Origin of the sequence: Paenibacillus sp. FSL H7-0942, assembly GCF_045040715.1 — a bacterium.
Lineage (GTDB): Bacteria > Bacillota > Bacilli > Paenibacillales > Paenibacillaceae > Paenibacillus > Paenibacillus amylolyticus.
The window spans coordinates 6,627,936-6,642,793 of sequence record NZ_CP150279.1; the positions used below are offsets into that span (position 1 = coordinate 6,627,936).

Below are 14,858 nucleotides of genomic sequence, written 5' to 3' on the forward strand. Positions count from 1 at the left end.
TGGACCCTCAACCTTTTAACCTTTAACAGAACCCGCAGCAATGCCCTCCACAATTCGATTACTCAAGATGAGAAAAGCAATCAGGATTGGCATAATGCTAATCATCAGCGTTGCACCAATGGCTCCCCAATCCGTTGTGTATTGACCAATAAAGTTCTGTACCCCAACAGTCAGGGTTTTGTACGAATCTGTACTGATGAACGTATTAACAAAGATGAATTCATTCCAGTTATAGATCATGTTAATGATCGCCGTTGTGGAAATGACCGAAGACGTCATCGGCAGCACAATCCGAAAGAAAATCCGATGCACGGAGCAACCATCCATCACTGCGGCTTCTTCCACTTCCCGGGGGAGAGCGTAGTAGAATCCAAGTAGAATCATAATGGTAATTGGCATATTAAAGGCAATATAAGACAGGATGACTGACAAAGGATGATCTGTGAGATGAAGCTTCAGGAACAAGCTGAACAGCGGGATCAACGTGGAGTGTACAGGGATCATCAGACCCACCATGAACAGCCCCAGCACCAGCGAACGACCCTTCCAGCGCATACGTGTAATGGCAAAGGTCACCAGACTGGCGAACAGCACGGTGATCACCACCGAGACCACCGTAATCCATACACTGTTGAAGAAGTACAAGCTGATATTTCCCTCTGTCCATACCTTGACATAGTTTTCCCAACGCGGAGTAGCAGGAAGGGAAAAAGGCGCCATGTCGAATACTTCCTGATTATTTTTAAGCGAGAATAACAGCAGCCATACCAAAGGTAAAATTTGCAGTAAAGCTACCAGGGACAATAGGAAATACAGCAGAATATATCCAAATCTCCTTAACCATGCCGAACCTCGGCTTGTCCCCGGGTAAGTTGACAATCTAACGGCCGTATCCGTCTTCACCGGGATGGACCTCCTTTCATTTCACTAGGGCGTGTCTGGAAACTCCGAAGGTGGCAGATTTTGCCGAATTTTCGTTCCAAGCAAGGAAATTTTCCGCAGGCGTGCCGGGGCACGTCAAGGGAAAGTGACGCAGCAGGGGGCGAAAAGGCGGTAAAAGGATGCACTTCAGCGAGTTTTCAGACACGAACTAGCGTCAGGAATACTGGATCGTATCTTTGGATGCTGTCGCTTTACGAAGCAGCCAGGTAACAAGCAGACAGATCAAGAGCAGGAAGAACCCTACAGCACTGCCGTAACCAAAGTCGAAGCTACGGAACGCCTGACGATACATATAGGAGGCCATCACTTCGCTGGAGCCATTTGGTCCGCCATCGGTCATCACGTAAATGAGGTCAAAATACTTGAGTGAGCCCACCACAGCCAGTACCACAGTCACCTTGATGACTTCTGTAATAAGGGGCAGCTTGATTCGAAAAGCGATCTGCCAAGGACTTGCCCCATCAATCCGGGCTGCTTCCACCAGAGATTCCGGAATATTTTTGAGGGCCGCATAATAGATCAAAATATAGAAGCCTGCATACTGCCATAGAATCGGTACGAACAGTGCATACAGCACCAGTGATGGCTCCGCCAGCCAGGCTGGCGGATTGCTGAAGCCGATCGCTTCCAGAAAGGTGTTCAGCACACCATTGCTGGGATGATAGATCTTCAGCCATAACTGGGCGATCGCGACCGAAGACAGCAGCATCGGGATCAAATATATTTTGCGGAACAGATTGGCCCCCTTGATCTTGCCTGACAGCACCAAAGCGATCATCAGATAACCGATCAGACTCAGCGCAGAGAACAAAGCAAGCAAAAAAGTATGGTTCGCACTCTGCCAGAATGTTCCGTCTTGAAGAAGTCTGGCGTAATTATCCAATCCAATAAAGGTCATTGCACCGATCCCGTCCCATTGCATCAACCCATAATACCCGGTGAGCACGATCGGGATGTAGACCAAGACCAGCAGCAGAAGCAGTGCAGGAAGCACGTACAACGCAGCAACGAGACGGTTGGACATGACTTTGTCCATCACATTATCCTCCCTTCAAGCGTTCAAACGTGTGTACGTCAATTGCCTTTATCAATTGCAGCCTGATGATTCTTCACAAAGTCCTCCGGTGTTACCGCTTTGCCAAACAACGCCTGAATCATGTCCAGATGTGCCTGAGCGGCTGCCGGTTTCATCTGTACGTCTGCAAAGAGTGTAAGGCTGCTGGCCTGATTCAATTCGTTGAGAAGGTCAATGTAAAGCTGTGGTAGCTGTACTGCAGCTGTATCCACTTTGGTTGCCGGGATGACGCCTGCTTCAGTTACCGAACTTTCACCCCATTTTTCCACAAAGTATTGCACAAACTTCTGCGCTTCTTCCTTCACTTTGGAGTTCTGGGCCACGAACAGTCCTACACCTGGACCACCTACCCAGCTGTTAATATCGCTCTTGCCATCTTCCATTGTTGGGAATTTGAAAAATCCGATCTTGTCCTTGAATTCCTGCGGGATGTCCGGGTTGGTCGTAAAGTTTGGCAGTTCCCAGGTACCCATCAGATACATGGCAGCTTTTTCGTTCATGAATTCGGATTTGCCCTCATCGTTAGACAACCCGTTGAAGCCTTTGTTGAAAGCATTCATATCCACCAGTTTTTGTACCTCGGCAGCAGCTTGAGTCAGCGCAGGATCGTCAAACTTGCCAGAGCCATTGATGGCCTTTTCCAGTGCATCTCCACCTAACCGATTCGCCAGATACATATACCAGAGTGAGCCAGTCCAGCGGTCTTTATTGCCCAGTGCGATCGGCACCTCACCGTTCTCTGTCAGTGTCTTCAGCATACTCAGGAATTCATCGTACGTTGCTGGCGGCTGCAAGTTATATTTTGCAAAAATGGCTTTGTTATAATAAATGGGGGAGATATTCAACTCAATTGGTAGCGCATATGTTTTACCGTCTATCGCATAAGCTTCTGTTGTTCCGGCTATGAATTTCTCGCCCAGAGAGTCACTCAGCAGATCATCGACCGGTGCGAACAGGTTCCCCTTCACATAAGGCTCCAGAAATCCGGCAGCCCAAGTTACACCAACATCGGGAAGTTCATTGGATGCCGACAGAATTTTCAATTTGTTCTTATATTGTTCATTCTCCAGCACTTCCTGCTTAATGGTTACATTCGGATGATCCGTCTGATACTGCTTGATGATATCGTTGACCAGTTTGTTTTGCTGTGCGGAACTGCCTGCTGGCCAGAGGTGCATGAATTTGAGGGTTACTTTCCCATCTGTGCCGTTGCTGCCTGTTTCACCCTCTTCATCCGAACTTGAACTGTTACATCCGGATAAAATTACGGCGAGAACCAGCGTCCATGACAGAAGAATGGCCATCGTCTTTTTGCTCATTATTCCAACCCCCTTGGTTTTTTCGGTTAATGTAACCGCTTTAACCAAATTGTAGCACGGGCCTATCACACCTATAAGACCAGAGTAATTTGGAAAAACTCCACTTTTTTGAGGTTATTTGTTATTTCATTCAGATAGGGAATGCCGATATTTGCTTGGACTAAGCCCCTCAAGACTTTTAAATACTGTGATAAAATACTTATCCGTCTGATAACCCACCTGTTCCGCAATCTCCGAGATTGGCATCGTTGTCTGCACAAGCAACTCCTTCGCGCGCTGAATGCGTTTGCGGGTAAGGTATTCACTAAAATTGATGCCGATCTGTTCCTTAAACAATACGCTGAAGTAACTGGAGTTGAGATGGAGTAAATCAGCGATTTCACGCATGGTCACATGTTCACCCAGATGAGCATCCACATAGGTCAAAGCTTCACTGATCTGGCTATTGAGCCTCTGTTCCCCTCGCTCCTTAACATCCAGCAGCTTGGGGTCAACCATTTCCTGCATCGTTTGAATACGTCTCTGTTGTTCGCTGAACTTTAGGGCTTTTTCGACGGTCTGCAGCAATTGTTCCTTATCAATCGGTTTCAACATATACTCCACAACACCCAGCTTAATGGCCTGCTGGGCGTATTGAAAATCGGCATGCCCCGACATAATCAGGACAACAGGCTTGTTCGAAAAATGTTGAATGGCTTCAATCAGAGACAAGCCAGAGAATTCCGGCATGCGAATATCCGTTATTAACAGATCTGCCGGCTTTTTCTTGAGCCATTCCACAGCCTCGACGCCACTTTCTGCAGTCTGAATGTGATTTCGTCCTGCCGACCATCCTTCCAGTGTTTTGCGAATACCCTCTCTTGTACGCGGCTCATCATCCACGATAAGAATCGTTTTGTCATGAATCATATGCACCCCTCCGTTCCCATGGGAATCTCAAAGCAAATGACAGTTCCTTCCCCAACCTTACTTGTTATAGAAAGCTTGCAACGTTCGCCAAGTTGGCTGCCAAAGTAAAGCTTCAGTCGCCGATGTACGTTGATTAGACCTACGCCTGTACCCTTGTTAGATACAGCGGGCCCGCCATGTAAAGCATGAATGACAGATTGAAGCCGTAATTCATCCATACCGGGACCATCATCCCGAACCTCAATGCGAACCAGATTTTTCTCGGTCGAAGCATCCACATGGACGCTTATCTTTCCCGGGCCCAGTTTACTTTCAACCCCATGAAGAATCGCATTTTCAACTAAGGGCTGTATAAGAAGTTTCGGTATTGCGACCTTACGCACCGCATCACTCAGCTGAATCTCCCATTGCATTCTCTCTCCCAACCGCATCTGCATAATTTGAAGATAACGCTCGGCGTGTTCCAGCTCGTCGGCAATCGTAACCCATTCATCCTGCTGCGAACTGGAGATGATGTAGCGAAATAATCGGGACATCGCCACCACCATACGTGCCATCTCCTCGTCTCCCTTCTCCTCAAGGGACCAATAGAACGCTTCCAGCGTGTTGAATAGAAAATGGGGATTAATCTGAGATTGCAACGCCTTCAACTCGGCCCGGGACTGCATGACCTCCTTCTCATGAACCACACGGGTCAATTCATTCTGCCTGTAGACCATCTGGTTATATACGTCGTTGAGTTCATTGATCTCCATCGTAGAGCTAACCATTAGATTAGGTCTCATTGCTCCCGGCTGTGCACTGCGCATGGCCCTCATCAGACGTATGAGCGGACGTGTAATCATTGTGGACAGAAAGAAGGACATGATAAGGAACAGAACAACACCAATCATTCCCGAAACGAGCAGCGCCGTTCTCAAGATGGATACACCTTCCGTTGTCTCCCGCAGCGGGGTCAGGACAGCAAGTGTCCATCCCGTTAACTCCGATTTTTGCCGGACGACGATATAGGATTCCTCCCCGTTCTGCACGACTGATCCACTGTCCAATATGGCTTTGGGATCGAGATTGATCTCCAGATCGGAAGTCACCACTTCGCCCACCCCATCCAAGAGCATGATAGAGTCCTGCGAACCATCTGCCCCATTCGAATCATTGAGTTGAAAAAAACTGCGCTGCATCCGCACCACCACATAACCTCCATGTTCGAAAGAATGATCCAGCAGGTTAATCCGTCGAATAGCCAGAAGCACACCCGGATCTTCAGGGTCAGCACCTGCCCATACCAGTCTGCCTTTTCCTTCATCCGCCAGGTTGATCCAGTTGCGCTCCACTCTGAGATCGAGGGATCGGTCATCCATCGGAAAGATGCGGTTATAACCCGTAGTGTATATCTCCATACTTTGCGCGCCGTTGATGAAAGACTGATAACTGCCTGCAATCTGCAAGAGAGCTTGCCGCTGATTAAAGGTAGCCGGGTTGCCCTGCTTCTCATCGCTGAGCAGACGTTGCACATATGCATCATCCGCCACCTGGGCGGTCAGCGAATTCACTTGTGCAATGATTGCATCCAATCTGCCACTGGCTTGGACGGCGGTTTGGTGAATATGTTTCTCCGCATTGCTTTTCAGCAAAGCAGCTACCCGATCATAAGCCGATATGCCTGCGAGCAGCAGAACAACAAGCATCACCATAACGAAACCAATGAAAATCTGATTCCGAAGTGAGTTAAAATGTCCTTTTTTCCCGTGCAACTTCCCCATTCTCCTCTCTTTTTGGCATGTAAAAGAACCCACCACCTTACGCCCGTGCTCTTGAAGACTGGGTACAAACGATGCCGGATTATCTACGTATTCAGTTCTTCTATATAAAATGAACAAAAGAATATTTACACTAGCCACTACGATGACAGAATAACCTTCCAATCGCTGTTATCCCCAGATTTTTTGATTCCCTTTTTAAAGGGGAAAATCCGGTGATAAAGGCGAAGCATATGCTTCCGATGCAGCTTTCTTTCAGAAAGCCTTTAGCTCCGCTTTTTCAGGTTATTTCTGCCCTCTCCGTTCTCGTGTAAATGTTTAGTTCATTTATATAGTTAAAGCGCTTGCAGAAATGAACCTTACTCTTCTTCTCTCTTAGTCTTTGTTTACCGATTAAACTAACGACTAAAAAATAGCATAGTTTTACAGGTTAATCAATCCTCCCGAATAGTTCCCAAACGTTAAATGACAAGGATCAAAAAAAGAGAGGGGACTTTTAAAGTCCACCTCTCTTTGTTCATATCCCTTCACACATATCCTTCTCTGTGACACATCTTCAGTTATTTCACAGACCCTTGGGTAACCCCGTTGATGATCCACTTCTGTGCAAACAGGTAGATGATAATCATCGGTAGCAACGCGAGCAGGTAGGATGCAAACGCAAGGTTAAATTCAGTATTAAACTGTCCTTGGAATACATACTGTACCAGCGGCAGCGTGTACTGTCCCGGATCACTGATAATAATGAGTGGTAGCAAGAAATCGTTGTACGTGGATAGGCATGTCAGAATACCAACCGTGGCACTGATGGGTGCCATGAGCGGGAAAATGATTTTCCAGAACGTGCCCCAAGTTGTCGCCCCATCTACAAACGCCGCTTCCTCAAGCGCTACCGGAATGGACCGGATGTAGCCAACGTATACAAATACGTTGAATGCCAAGCCATAAACCGTGTGAAGCAGGATCAGACCTACCAGATTTGTCATCTCCAGCGATGCGGTCAGCTTAACAATCGGCAGCATGATGATTGGAAATGGAATGAACATCGCGCTGACAAAGTAATAATACAATCCTTTGAAAAACTTGCGTTTCTCCATATTCCGCGCAATCGCATAGGCTACCATCGAGTTACTGAGCAACGTCAAAAGCACGGTGGATGCGGTAACGATTGCACTGTTACGGAACGATTGGAAGAAGTTTGTCATGTCGATGGCTCTCGCGAAATTCTCCCAGTGAAGTGTTGTCGGAATGGCAAAGACCGATTGGGCCATCTGTTCCGGATTTTTCAAAGCTATTGTAACGGTCATATACAATGGGAACAGGATAAACAGGGTACCCAGCACAACAAGCAGCATAACGAGCCAATTGATTCGTGTACGGCTTCTCATTACAGATCCATCTCCCTTCTTTGCAGGAACCGGATTTGCAGAATTGAAATCACCGCAATAACGATGAAGTAAATAACCGAGTTCGCAGATTGATAAGCATATTCGCCGCCTTCAAATCCGCCGGTGTAGATCAGATGGGAGATGGACTGCGTCGCCCGTCCGGGACCACCGTTGGTCAAGGCTACGATTTGGTCGAAGACCATAAGTGAATTTTTCATCGCCAGCACCATATTAATGGTGAAGAACGGGGCAATAAGCGGGAAAGTAATGCTCCAGAATTCACGCCATTTGCCTGCGCCGTCGAGGTTGGATGCCTCGTATAGTGTCGTTGGTATCGTTTGCAGACCAGCCAAATACAGAATCGTATTCAGGGCCACCGATTGCCATACTGCAACAATGACAATACCGATCCAAGCCAGGCTCTCGCTACCAAGTATGTTCGTGGATAGCGCGTTGATGCCCAGATTTTGTCCCCAGATCGGGAATACGTTGGAGAACAGGTAGTTAAATATGTAACCTACGATCAGTACACTCAGAATATTGGGCAGGAAGTAGATGCCGCGGAAAAAGTTACGGAACTTGATCTTGGCATTCAGCCCGAGTGCAATGAGTAAGCTCAGAATATTGGTCAGGATCGTCACCACGATCGCAAATTTGAACGTAAACCAGTAGGCATTGCCTACATTGTCATCTTGGAACAAGTTGAAATAGTTTTTAAAACCAACAAAATCATATTCTTTCCCGAAACCGTTATAATTCGTAAATGAATAATAGATGCCCTGGAGGGCCGGCAGCGTCATAAACACAAAGAACAATACGACTGCCGGAACCGTCATCCAGTAATAGGGTGCGATACGCTTGTTCATACTCCATCCTCCTTCTGACAAGGCTTAGCGCCGATTAGCAACCTTGTCCCATTCTTTGTCGAGTGTATCTAGATAGTTGTCGATGTTTTGGTTCTGCAAAAAGGACTGTACGATGGAATTCAGCTGCACGGCAGCCGGAATATAGTGATCGGGAAAGTCAATAACCTTGCCCTTCTCGATATAAGGCATCAATTCCTGTACGGCAGGATCATCCTGCTTCACGCCTTTTACCGCAGAGAACAGCGTCTGTTCGTCAATGTATCTTCCGATATTTTCAGGCTCTAATAGAAACGCAATAAACGTCTCTGCCTGCTCGCGATTAGGCGTGTCCTCCGCAATGGTAAACAGGGAGTCGATCCCGTTCACCAGCTTGATCTCGCTTGCATCGTTGCCCGTAGGGAATGGGAAGAAACCGATGTCAACATTTGGGTTCGCTTTGCGAATCTCCGAGATGGCCCAGGTTCCCTGGATGTACATGAAGGCTTCACCGTTAGCGAAGGCACGGTTACCGTCCGAATAAGCTTTACCAAAGTTATCGCCGTGACCGTATTTCATGAGTTCCAGTTGCTTCTCAGCTACCTCGCGGTACTTCTCCTTGAACGTCATTTTGTTATCGCGCCGCTCTTGGTAGAAATCAATACCGACCAGATTGGAGGCTAGTGCATTGAACGGCAGGCTCGTCTGCCAGTCATCCTTGTATGTGAAATAAAATGGAATCTCACCTGCATCCTTAATCTTTTGGGCGGTCGCAATGAGTTCATCCCACGTCTTGGGCACGTCCAATCCCATTTCCTTAAACAACGTTTTGTTGTACATGATGCCGTCTGCATTAGTCGCGTAAGGAATACCTGTCACTTCGTCCATGCCTGTGAGATCATTCAGCATTTGTATGTAGTTCGGATCAATCGTCTGGAGTAATGTGCTATCCGTCAGATCGGTGAAAATATCACTCTGAGCCAGAATGGAATAGGTGTCGGTTGCCCCCATGGCCATAATATCCGGAATATCATTTTTGACGACACGCGTCTTCAGTACTGTCTCCGCATCGGGCGGATTCACCTGTGTCACTTGGATATCGTCATGCTCCGCATTAAACGTTTTAATTAATTCATCAAAGGTTGTTTTGGCTTCAGGCTTGTTCTGGAAAAATTCAATCTGCACTTTGCCATTCGCGCTATCTCCACTGGTACAGGAAGATAAAAGTACAGCCATCATTCCACACAGCAACATTGTCCCGAGAGCCTTGGTAAGCGTTGTTCTCATGTTGTACCTCCCTCAGCTTAATAAATTGAACTAATGTGATTTACACAGTGTCACTCCGATTGCAGTACCATCTTCCGATCGTTGTTATCCCCAGATTTTTTTGATTCCCTTCCTCAAAGGGAAAATCCGGTGATAAACACGCACGCTGCGCTTCTTCAGTTTGGTTCTGCACTCTCCGTGTTCGTGTATATCTTAGTTTCACTTTATATACGTAAAGATTTACCCATAAAAATAGTGAAATAACCATTTGGTTAATCCTTCCAAACTAACTTCAATCTGAATGGATGATATAGGTCTTTATTATTTCTAAAACGGTTTCGGTAAAAATGAATCACGGCAGTTCTTCCCATGACCCGAATTGGGCATAACAAAAAGGACACTGGATAATATCCAATGTCCCTCATTTAATAAGCTTATATTCAGCCACTGTAACGCTTTTATCCAACCTATTACGAACGTTCTGCTTTCGGCAAAGCATTACGTAAACGCTTGGCCCGATAACTCTGATATGCACGAATCAACATGCCGATGATAATCATGACCACACCGATGTTAATTGCAACATCAGCGAGATTCAAAATCCCGCGTCCTGACGGAAATACGAGGAAATCCGTTACCCGGGCATAGATAAATCGATCGATCGCATTTCCTAAAGCCCCGCCGACCATAAAACCCGCGCCAGCTTGCATCCAGAAACCGCGAATCTCACCTTTACTCCGGTAATACAGCATGCCCGCTATGAACAGAACAGCAATCACACCGAACAGACGCGCATTTCCCTGAAACATGCTGCCAGCCATTCCACTGTTCTCGTAATGCTGTAACTGCATGCCCGAGTTACCCAGTCTCATGACGTCGCCAACTTCCATATACATCCTCACTGCAATCTTGGTTCCCTGGTCCACCAAAGTCACCAGCAGTGCTACAAAATAAAACAGCATCGTGCTTCTCCTCCTGCCTACGTAGCAATAACTTATTTTAACTTTAAGAGTTATGTATATTAGGTTCCCTTCACTTTAACACAGCCGATGTACGGTCTCCAAATGAACGGTCTTTAACCACGCAAATAACGTTCACTAACATCGTTCAGACTGCATCCAGAAGGGACTACACCAATCCATGTCGAATGTAGACATCAATCATATACGTAAAGGGGATGCCTGTAATTTGAACCTGACCACGACAGAGAAATTAAAGGAAATGCAACAGGAAGAAAAGGACTTGGTATTTGACACATTTGATTCTGAAACAGCACTCCAACTTGGCCAGCATCTGGTCGAAGAAGCGAAGCGTCGCTCCCAAGCCGTGACCATCGACATCACCCTGGAGGGGCATCGCCTCTTTTTGCATGCGATGGAAGGCACTCATCCCGACAACGAAGACTGGATTCGCCGCAAGAACAACGTAGTGAATCATTTCTCATCCAGCTCTTGGCACACGGCTCTGCGGTTGAGAAGTGAAAACCAGACACTTGAACAAGACTTCAATCTGCCTTCATCGGACTATGTCCTAGCCGGTGGCGCTTTCCCGCTGATTCTGAAAAATGAGGGACAAGTCGGCACCATTACGGTATCAGGTCTGCCTGATGAGGAAGACCATGATCTGGTCACGACAGGCATTCGCTCGTTTTTGTTGCAGCAAGATTAGATTAAAATGGGCAATAAAAAATCCGTACCTGGGATAGGCACGGATTTTCTTCTTTTTCCTGTAGTTAAATTCCTGCGTTTATTGGATCGCCGAGAGAACGTCCAGCAGCATAGATTTGAATTTGGGCCGATCGATGGCTTCACAGACACGTACATTCGGCTCTTTGCCAAAACGTCCGTTGATATCGACCACGCTATATCCACGTGTCAGTTCTCCTGCCGCTTCCACGTCCACATAATATTGACCCGACTTGGTCATGATGGATTCATCCGCGGCTACAGCCATCAACAACGTATCGGGATGAGTGGTGCCATTGAGTTTATGTACCGACTTGTTGAACTGCATAACCACTTTGTTGATTGCAGTGAAGAAATCGGCACCCGATGTACCCAGAGCCGCAATCTCTGCATGATCGTCATCGTCCATCACTGAATATTGCGTGCACATCTCCCAACCAACCATCGTGATTGGAATGCCTGCATGCAGTACAATTTTCGCTGCTTCCGGGTCCACGTAGAAGTTATACTCCGCCGCCGGTGTAATATTGCCCAGTGCATTATTCGTTCCGCCCATGATGTACAGGTGAGCAATCTTCGGAATAATCGTTGGGTCTTTCTGGATCGCCATCGCAATATTGGTCAGCGGGGCAATCGCCAGAAGTTCAATTTCACCTGGATGTGCATGCACCTTCTCAATGATAAAATCAACCGCATGCCTGCTCTCGGGACGCTGATCTGCCTTCGGGAAATGCGCGCCGCCCATACCATCATCGCCATGCACATCTTCCACTGTCCGGTGCTGAGCTTTACCGTAGGCCATTAGCGGACGTTCGCAACCTTTATACACAGGTACCTTGCCGCCATGTCCAGCAACCTGTACCGTGTACAGGGCATTTTCAACCTCTTGGTCGAATTGTACGTTACCGCCCGTAATGGTGATGCCTTCCACCTGAAAGTGATGCAATGCCGTCAGGATCGCAATCGTATCGTCTCCTGCTGTATCTGTATCGATGATGACTCTTCTCATGATGCCGCGCTCCTTCTTCCGTTTATATAGTACATTCTATAAAACACTATGTCTTATTTTACATCAAAAATGTACCGATGACGATGGAAACGCCGATGATAATCGAACGCAGCAGTTGTGCTACCGCCATATTGCCTCGTGCGATTTCGTCACACACCCGCATTTTTGGAATCAGGAAATCAAATATAATATAGACCAGGCACAGCACAATAATTCCAAACGCCGACCACAGCAGCATATCCAACCACGAATGCGTCGAGAAAGATACCATGCCCACAATAATACACAGTCCCAGCAATTTGCTGCCCATGTACATGCCTGCCGCCTCGTTACCTTTGGCGATTTCCTCACTATCGTTATACCGGGTCAATTTGCTAAAAGCAAAATATCCACATACCAATACCACCAGCAGAATGCCTACACCCACCGCCACATTCACAAGGTTTAATCCCAAGTTTTCCATTCCTTCTTCTCCTCCTCATCATTCATCCGTTCACGAACCGTAGCCGCGCAATAATAGGCCATATCTCCGGTTACTTTCTCCCCGACCCGTGGTAGTATCCCAGCCAAACGCCCACCGATAACAAACACCCCTGTAAGCAGATAGCCGCTGTACACTCCATCTTCCGTCTCAATCACGGCCTGTTCCATCGGAACCAGCTGCTGATAGATCTTGGGCTGATTTTCGTAATAAGCTGTAATCTCTTCATCCTCTTCTGTCGCTCCAGATGCAAGATTGGATTCCAGCGCCTCGTTAAGAGGATGCTCCATCTCCTGCTTTCCAAAGGCATTGTCCGTTCCTCCATCCAGCAAAAGAGTTCCTCTGCCTTCGCGCCCCCAATAACTCTTGGCTACATATGATATGGCGTTCAGCTCGAAGGGCTCAGATGAAAAATAGGTGGGCAGCAGATATCGGGAAATCACGTCCATCTCTGCTTCATCAAAGAGGGTAAACCCGCAATACTCCGGGGTTTGCTCGTTCCGCTCATAGAGCGACCAGATCGCCGCCATGAAGCCTTTACTCTGCATCAGTACATGCTGAACAGGATTCATCAGGCCCAGTCGTCCTTCACGTACAAGTTCAAGCAGTGCAGCACCAATGTCCACCCCTGTCGTCTCATCCCGATCATCGATCAGATACTCCAGTGGATAAAGGCGATACAATAGGTTAATCTCCCGCCCCCGATGGTAAAGCGCCTCCCCCGGAACAATCTCCAGTTCCTCCAGTGGAGCATAGAAGACTTCATATCCGGCTTCCTGACAACGTTTCATCAGGTATTCCGTATTTGTTCGATCTTCGACATGTTCGCCAAAAGAAGTGAATGTCACCGGACCCTTTAATCCCTGCTCTGCATAGAATTCGAGCCATATCCTGAAACACTCCCGAATACGTGTATCCATCTCGGCAGATGGTGCAGTTAGCGTAGCATCCTCAGCAATATCGACCAGAATACCTTCCAATGCAGCAGCCTCCGGTATACCCGTTGGGGTGTCCGTATTATTTTCAATACACTTGGGCCCAGCTTCTCCGATAATCCAGTCCTGACGGGTAATGCCTCCAGTTACCAACTCCATACGTGCCGCCGGGATAAGCCCGGGATGGATACCGAGCTGATGCTTCAAAAAAGAATCCGGCATATATTGCTGGATAAATCGCATCACTTTACAGTAAATGCCGTCTACCGCCTCGGCTGCGGTATGCAGTTCCAGCACCTCCGAGGGAGAGTAGACCGTTAATGCTGGCACACAATATTGCTTCCCGTACATTCGATGATATGGAATCTGTTGTTCCGTTTCACCCTGAAATACCTCTTCGTGACTTAACGGCAGTTGAACCACTTGCCTCATCCGGTTATCCTCCCGAGCTGCGGAAGAAGCTACCGAAGCCGCTTGATTTGGACTTGGATTTGCTATAGGAGCTGTTACTGTCCTTATTGCTTCGATACGACGACCCACCGTAGTAATAGTGCCCACTGCTGGAATCATATTCACATCCGGTATCATACTCCGGGTCACATTCATCATTGTTGCTAGCACAACCGGATAACACGGCAGGAACCGCCAGCATCAGGGAGAAAGCAACCAGCTTTGCTTTTGATCCGGGTTTCGATGCTTGCCCCCGCTCTTGGTCACTCATTACAGATCCACCTCTTTCATATAAAACAACACTTTCTTGCGATCCGCATCCAGCACGGAATACAGGAACTCATACGTCTTGCCACCGCGAACCATGTAATGGTCCAGCAGTTGCTCGGCAAGCTCCATTGTATAGGTGGATGAAGCTATGAGCTCCAACTCCTGAAACGAACTTCCATTCCACAACATATACTCTGGGCTGTACATGGAAGACATTTTGCACATCGCCAGCGCAGCATCCGCAATGGCTGCACCGTACTCGTCCGGCATCTGTTGGTCATATGGCGTTACATATACTGCATGTTCCCGCCCATCCTGGCATTCATTGGACAGATGCGCCCAGAGTTTGTTTTTCACCAAGGTGGCATCCACCAGTTTGCGCATGAACAGTTCATCTCGTGTGACTGAAGCCTGTTCCAGCACTCCCGTCTCCGCCTGTCGATCATCCGACCAACTCCGATACGTCAATGAATAATAGATACCGATAACCTCCCTTTTTGCGAGCTCTTAGGTGAGCCGTTTCAATT

At 47.5% G+C, this 14,858-nt stretch carries 15 protein-coding genes; 1 reads left to right on the forward strand and 14 read right to left on the reverse strand.

Annotated elements, in window-relative coordinates; genetic code table 11:
• Positions 1-15 precede the first annotated feature (15 nt).
• From MHI48_RS28995 to lspA, 9 genes are all read right to left on the reverse strand, one after another.
• Complete coding sequence (locus MHI48_RS28995; RefSeq protein WP_405142521.1) at positions 16-903, reverse strand: carbohydrate ABC transporter permease; 888 nt, start codon at positions 901-903, stop codon at positions 16-18.
• 193 nt (positions 904-1,096) lie between these two features.
• Positions 1,097-1,978 carry a carbohydrate ABC transporter permease gene (locus tag MHI48_RS29000; protein WP_036606643.1) on the reverse strand — a complete coding sequence of 294 codons (882 nt, stop codon included), beginning with the start codon at positions 1,976-1,978 and terminating at the stop codon, positions 1,097-1,099.
• A 38-nt stretch (positions 1,979-2,016) separates the two neighbouring features.
• Positions 2,017-3,336 (reverse strand): extracellular solute-binding protein, encoded by a 1,320-nt coding sequence (locus tag MHI48_RS29005; RefSeq protein WP_036606641.1) that lies wholly within the window; start codon positions 3,334-3,336, stop codon positions 2,017-2,019.
• A gap of 126 nt (positions 3,337-3,462) precedes the next feature.
• Positions 3,463-4,245: a response regulator gene (locus MHI48_RS29010; RefSeq protein ID WP_036606639.1), complete on the reverse strand. Its 783-nt coding sequence runs from the start codon at positions 4,243-4,245 to the stop codon at positions 3,463-3,465.
• The gene (locus MHI48_RS29015; RefSeq protein WP_081745844.1) at positions 4,242-5,999 is read right to left on the reverse strand and encodes a sensor histidine kinase; all 1,758 of its coding nucleotides are present in this window, start codon (positions 5,997-5,999) and stop codon (positions 4,242-4,244) included. The genes MHI48_RS29010 and MHI48_RS29015 overlap by 4 nt, the downstream gene beginning before the upstream one ends.
• 566 nt (positions 6,000-6,565) lie before the next feature.
• Positions 6,566-7,393, reverse strand: a complete 828-nt coding sequence (locus tag MHI48_RS29020) for a carbohydrate ABC transporter permease (RefSeq protein WP_036606635.1) — start codon at positions 7,391-7,393, stop codon at positions 6,566-6,568.
• Positions 7,393-8,259, reverse strand: a complete 867-nt coding sequence (locus MHI48_RS29025) for a carbohydrate ABC transporter permease (RefSeq protein WP_036606633.1) — start codon at positions 8,257-8,259, stop codon at positions 7,393-7,395. Before MHI48_RS29025 ends, MHI48_RS29020 begins: the two co-directional genes overlap by 1 nt.
• A 24-nt stretch (positions 8,260-8,283) precedes the next feature.
• Complete coding sequence (locus tag MHI48_RS29030; RefSeq protein ID WP_405144754.1) at positions 8,284-9,474, reverse strand: ABC transporter substrate-binding protein; 1,191 nt, start codon at positions 9,472-9,474, stop codon at positions 8,284-8,286.
• A gap of 497 nt (positions 9,475-9,971) precedes the next feature.
• Positions 9,972-10,463, reverse strand: a complete 492-nt coding sequence (gene lspA / locus MHI48_RS29035) for a signal peptidase II (RefSeq protein ID WP_036606631.1) — start codon at positions 10,461-10,463, stop codon at positions 9,972-9,974.
• Positions 10,464-10,641: 178 nt separating this feature from the next.
• Between lspA and MHI48_RS29040 the strand changes: the two genes are divergently transcribed.
• Entirely contained in the window at positions 10,642-11,169 is a 528-nt protein-coding gene (locus MHI48_RS29040) for a heme-degrading domain-containing protein (protein WP_081745843.1), read from the forward strand.
• Positions 11,170-11,247: 78 nt separating this feature from the next.
• On the opposite strand, the gene MHI48_RS29045 is transcribed toward MHI48_RS29040, so the two are convergent.
• From MHI48_RS29045 to MHI48_RS29065, 5 genes are read right to left on the reverse strand one after another with little or no spacing between them, the layout of a single operon-like run.
• Positions 11,248-12,195 (reverse strand): nucleoside hydrolase, encoded by a 948-nt coding sequence (locus MHI48_RS29045; protein ID WP_340031422.1) that lies wholly within the window; start codon positions 12,193-12,195, stop codon positions 11,248-11,250.
• A gap of 58 nt (positions 12,196-12,253) precedes the next feature.
• Complete coding sequence (locus tag MHI48_RS29050; RefSeq protein WP_017691702.1) at positions 12,254-12,658, reverse strand: DUF350 domain-containing protein; 405 nt, start codon at positions 12,656-12,658, stop codon at positions 12,254-12,256.
• Complete coding sequence (locus MHI48_RS29055) at positions 12,640-14,043, reverse strand: glutathionylspermidine synthase family protein (protein WP_340031423.1); 1,404 nt, start codon at positions 14,041-14,043, stop codon at positions 12,640-12,642. The genes MHI48_RS29050 and MHI48_RS29055 overlap by 19 nt, the downstream gene beginning before the upstream one ends.
• Before the next feature lie 4 nt (positions 14,044-14,047).
• Positions 14,048-14,332: a hypothetical protein gene (locus MHI48_RS29060; RefSeq protein ID WP_036606625.1), complete on the reverse strand. Its 285-nt coding sequence runs from the start codon at positions 14,330-14,332 to the stop codon at positions 14,048-14,050.
• On the reverse strand, positions 14,332-14,799 hold the full coding sequence (locus MHI48_RS29065) for a hypothetical protein (RefSeq protein ID WP_081745842.1): 468 nt from the start codon (positions 14,797-14,799) through the stop codon (positions 14,332-14,334). Before MHI48_RS29065 ends, MHI48_RS29060 begins: the two co-directional genes overlap by 1 nt.
• Positions 14,800-14,858 lie beyond the last annotated feature (59 nt).

Excerpts from the sequence above, each read along its gene's own strand:
- MHI48_RS29045 (WP_340031422.1), bottom strand. The coding sequence starts at position 12,195 with ATGAGAAGAGTCATCATCGATACAGATACAGCAGGAGACGATACGATT.
- MHI48_RS29025 (WP_036606633.1), bottom strand. The coding sequence starts at position 8,259 with ATGAACAAGCGTATCGCACCCTATTACTGGATGACGGTTCCGGCAGTC.
- MHI48_RS29050 (WP_017691702.1), bottom strand. The coding sequence starts at position 12,658 with ATGGAAAACTTGGGATTAAACCTTGTGAATGTGGCGGTGGGTGTAGGC.
- MHI48_RS29020 (WP_036606635.1), bottom strand. The coding sequence starts at position 7,393 with ATGAGAAGCCGTACACGAATCAATTGGCTCGTTATGCTGCTTGTTGTG.
- MHI48_RS29055 (WP_340031423.1), bottom strand. The coding sequence starts at position 14,043 with ATGAGGCAAGTGGTTCAACTGCCGTTAAGTCACGAAGAGGTATTTCAG.
- MHI48_RS29040 (WP_081745843.1), top strand. The coding sequence starts at position 10,642 with ATGTCGAATGTAGACATCAATCATATACGTAAAGGGGATGCCTGTAAT.
- lspA (WP_036606631.1), bottom strand. The coding sequence starts at position 10,463 with ATGCTGTTTTATTTTGTAGCACTGCTGGTGACTTTGGTGGACCAGGGA.
- MHI48_RS29030 (WP_405144754.1), bottom strand. The coding sequence starts at position 9,474 with ATGATGGCTGTACTTTTATCTTCCTGTACCAGTGGAGATAGCGCGAAT.
- MHI48_RS29010 (WP_036606639.1), bottom strand. The coding sequence starts at position 4,245 with ATGATTCATGACAAAACGATTCTTATCGTGGATGATGAGCCGCGTACA.
- MHI48_RS29000 (WP_036606643.1), bottom strand. The coding sequence starts at position 1,978 with ATGGACAAAGTCATGTCCAACCGTCTCGTTGCTGCGTTGTACGTGCTT.
- MHI48_RS29060 (WP_036606625.1), bottom strand. The coding sequence starts at position 14,332 with ATGAGTGACCAAGAGCGGGGGCAAGCATCGAAACCCGGATCAAAAGCA.
- MHI48_RS29005 (WP_036606641.1), bottom strand. The coding sequence starts at position 3,336 with ATGAGCAAAAAGACGATGGCCATTCTTCTGTCATGGACGCTGGTTCTC.